Source organism: Actinoplanes sp. NPDC051633, assembly GCF_040681735.1.
In the GTDB taxonomy this organism is placed as follows: Bacteria; Actinomycetota; Actinomycetes; order Mycobacteriales; family Micromonosporaceae; genus Actinoplanes.
This window is the reverse complement of the sequence record NZ_JBFAZH010000895.1, coordinates 1-3,289: the sequence shown is the minus strand read 5'-3', so window position 1 is coordinate 3,289 and position 3,289 is coordinate 1. Positions and strand designations below refer to the sequence as shown.

The 3,289-nt window shown below is 74.0% G+C and carries 4 protein-coding genes; 3 read left to right on the top strand and 1 reads right to left on the bottom strand.

All coding sequences use genetic code 11. From position 1 onward, the window contains the following. Window positions 1-159 precede the first annotated feature (159 nt). A complete protein-coding gene (locus AB0M20_RS34050; protein WP_364304452.1) occupies window positions 160-543 on the top strand; it encodes a lycopene cyclase domain-containing protein in 384 nt (127 codons plus the stop codon). Here AB0M20_RS34050 and AB0M20_RS34045 read toward each other — a convergent pair. After that, entirely contained in the window at window positions 527-1,582 is a 1,056-nt protein-coding gene (locus AB0M20_RS34045) for a polyprenyl synthetase family protein (RefSeq protein ID WP_364304453.1), read from the bottom strand. The two genes, AB0M20_RS34050 and AB0M20_RS34045, sit on opposite strands and share 17 nt — an antisense overlap. 76 nt (window positions 1,583-1,658) lie before the next feature. On the opposite strand from AB0M20_RS34045, the gene metF reads away from it, so the two are divergent. Further along, a complete protein-coding gene (gene metF, locus AB0M20_RS34040; protein WP_364304451.1) occupies window positions 1,659-2,573 on the top strand; it encodes a methylenetetrahydrofolate reductase [NAD(P)H] in 915 nt (304 codons plus the stop codon). Beyond that, window positions 2,570-3,214 (top strand): CDP-alcohol phosphatidyltransferase family protein, encoded by a 645-nt coding sequence (locus tag AB0M20_RS34035; RefSeq protein ID WP_364304450.1) that lies wholly within the window; start codon window positions 2,570-2,572, stop codon window positions 3,212-3,214. The genes metF and AB0M20_RS34035 overlap by 4 nt, the downstream gene beginning before the upstream one ends. The last annotated feature ends 75 nt before the right edge of the window (window positions 3,215-3,289 follow it).

Sequence of the window (3,289 nt, the reverse complement as noted above, 5' to 3'; positions counted from 1 at the left end):
CGGGCACTGGACGTTCGACCCCGAGCAGACCACCGGCGTCCTCCTTCCCGGCGGGTTGCCGCTGGACGAGGTGCTGTTCTTCGTGGTCGTGCCGGTGTGCGCGGTGCTCGGCTTCGAGGCGGTCCGCGCGGTGTTGCGCAAGCCCGCCGGCGACGAGGAATGAGCTACACGGCGGCGGCCCTGCTCGGGGTCGCCGGGGCGGTGGCGGCCGATCTGTGGGTGCTGCGGACCCGGCTCGTGCTGCGGGCCGCGTTCTGGGCCACGTACCCGATCATCATCGTCTTTCAGCTGCTCTCCAACGGCATCCTGACCGGCCGGCACATCGTGATCTACGACCCGGACGCCATCGTCGGCCTGCGCATCGCGTACGCGCCGGTCGAGGACCTGTTCTTCGGCTTCGCCCTGGTGCTGCTGACGTTGTCGACCTGGGTGCGGCTCGGGCGTCACGGCGTGCAGCGGAGGCCGGCCGCGGGGGAGGGCAGCAGGCTGCTGGCGTGGCTCCGGAAGGAAGACCGGGGAGACCGGCCTAGAGAGCGCGCTTGATCGCCGCGTCGGCCAGCGCCTCGAGCACCCGGCCGGCCTCGGGCTCCACCGGCGCGGCCCGCAGCACGACGAGCGCCTGCCCGCTCAGCGCCTCGATCCGCTCCTCGGTGCGGGCCAGCGCGCCGCTGTCTCGGATGATCGCCCGCAGCCGCTCCACCCCGGCGTCGTCCAGCCCCCGATCGCCCAGCCGCGCGTCCAGCTCGGCCCGGTCGGCGGCCGGAGCCGCCTCGAACGCCGCCGCCACCAGATAGGTCCGCTTGCCCTCGCGCAGGTCGTCCCCAGCCGGCTTGCCGGTCACCGCCGGGTCGCCGAACACGCCGAGCACGTCGTCCCGCATCTGGAAGGCCTCGCCCAGCGGCAGCCCGAACCCCGCGTAGGCCCGGCGCAACTCGTCGCCCGCCCCGGCCAGCGCCGCGCCCATCAGCAGCGGCCGCTCGACGGTGTATTTCGCCGACTTGAACCGCGCGACCTTGCCCGCCCGCTCCACCGACGTGTCCCCGGTCGCCTGGGTGTGCACGTCGAGATACTGACCCACCGTGACCTCGGTGCGCATCGTGTCGAACACCGGCCGCGCCCGGGCCAACTCCTCGGGGCGCAACCCCGACGAGTGCAGCAGCTCGTCCGACCAGACCAGCGCCAGGTCGCCCAGCAGCACCGCCGCCGCGTCCCCGAACGCCGTCGCGCCGCCCCGCCAGCCGCGGTCGGTGTGGTGCCTCTCGAAGCGCCGATGCACCGCCGGCTCGCCGCGCCGGGTGTCCGACCGGTCCATCAGGTCGTCGTGGATCAACGCGCTGGCCTGCACCAACTCCAGCGCCGACACGGCCGCCACGACCGGGTCGGTGTCCACGCCGCCGGCCCCGCGGTACGCCCAGTAGGCGAACGCCGGCCGCAGCCGCTTGCCGCCGCCCAGCACGAAATCCTCGAGGGCGTCGGCCACCTCCGCGAGCGCCGGGTCGATCGACTCCATGCGGGCACGCTGGCCGGCCAGGAACGCGGCCAATGCCTTGTCGACGCGGTCACGCAAGCCGGCGTGCTCCAGCGGGGCTGACTCCACTGCGCCACGCTAGCCCCTCACGCTCTGCTCGGCATTCCGGCGCGACCGGTAGAGTCGGGGTGTGTCTCTCGGCCTGCCCTCGAAGCTCCCCGCCACTCCGGCGATCGGTGAGCTGATCGCTCGTCCGAGCCCGACGTTCTCGTTCGAGTTCATGCCGCCCAAGACCCGCGAGGGTGAGCAGCTGCTCTGGCAGACGATCCGTGAGCTCGAGCCGCTTCGCCCCGACTTCGTGTCGATCACCTACGGCGCCGGCGGCAGCACCCGCGACACCACCGTCTCGGTCACCGAGCGTGTGGCGACCGAGACGACGCTGCTGCCGATGGCCCACCTCACGGCGGTGAACCACTCGGTCGCCGAGCTGCGCAACGTGATCGGGCGGCTGGCCGCGGCCGGCATCCGCAACGTGCTGGCGGTGCGTGGCGACCCGCCCGGCGACCCGATGGGCGAGTGGGTGCGCCACCCCGACGGCGTGCTCTACGCCGAGGACCTGGTGCGCCTGCTGCGCGAGTACGGCGACTTCTCGGTCGGGGTGGCGGCCTTCCCGTACAAGCACCCGCGGTCCGACGACGTCGAGTCCGACACCCGCAACTTCATCCGCAAGTGCCGCGCCGGGGCCGACTTCGCGATCACCCAGATGTTCTTCCAGGCGGATGAGTATCTGCGGCTGCGCGACCGGGTGGCCGCCGCCGGCTGCGACACCCCGATCGTGCCCGGCGTCATGCCGGTGCTGCGGATGGGCACGATCGAGCGCGCCGCGCAGCTGTCCGGCGCGCCCTTCCCGCCCGCGCTGCTGGCCCGATTCGAGCGGGTCGCCGACGACGAGCGGGCGGTGCGGGCGCTCGGCATCGAGCTGTGCAGTGAGATGTGCCGCAGGCTGCTCGACGAGGGCGTGCCGGGCATCCACTTCATCACGATGAACCGATCCACCGCGACGCGCGAGGTCTGGCAGCAGCTCGCGCCGGCTGCGCTCGCTTGAACTGGCCCGACTACGCGGCCGCCTGGTCCGCGCTGCACGGTGGGTTCGACGTCCACCGGGCATCGCCGCTGGTCCGCGGCTGGGTGCGGATCGCGTGGCGGGCCGGTGGGCTGCTCGGCCGGCTGGGCATCGGGCCGACGACGGTCACGCTGATCGGCCTGCTGCTCTGCCTGCTGGTGCCGGTGGCCGCATCATGGAAATTCTGGGGCCTGATCGTGGCCGCCCTGCTGGTGCTGGCGGCGTCGTTTGCGGACTCCTTCGACGGCGCGGTGGCGGTGGTGACCGGCCGCGCCGGCAAGGCGGGCTTCGTCGTCGACTCCGTCGCCGACCGGCTCGGCGAGGCGGCCTGGCTGGTCGCGCTGTGGGTGGGCGGGGCGCCGGCGTGGCTCGCGGTCGCGGCGGGCGGGGTGAGCTGGCTGCACGAGTACGTGCGAGCGCGCGCGACGGCGGCCGGCATGGCCGACATCGGCGCGGTGACGCTGGGCGAGCGCCCGACCCGCGTGTCGGCGGCGATCAGCGGCCTGCTGATCGGCGGGGTGGCCGGCCTCGTGCACGCCGAGTGGGCCGCGACGGTGCTGACGGTGGCGACGGCCGCCTGGCTGGCCCTGAGCGTCGTGGGGGTGGGCCCGCGCCGGGGGTAGCGGGGCGCCGACCGCCCCCGGCCCCCGCAGAAAGGTGGGTCGAGGGGGGGTGTGGGAGCTGCTCGGGGGGGCCCA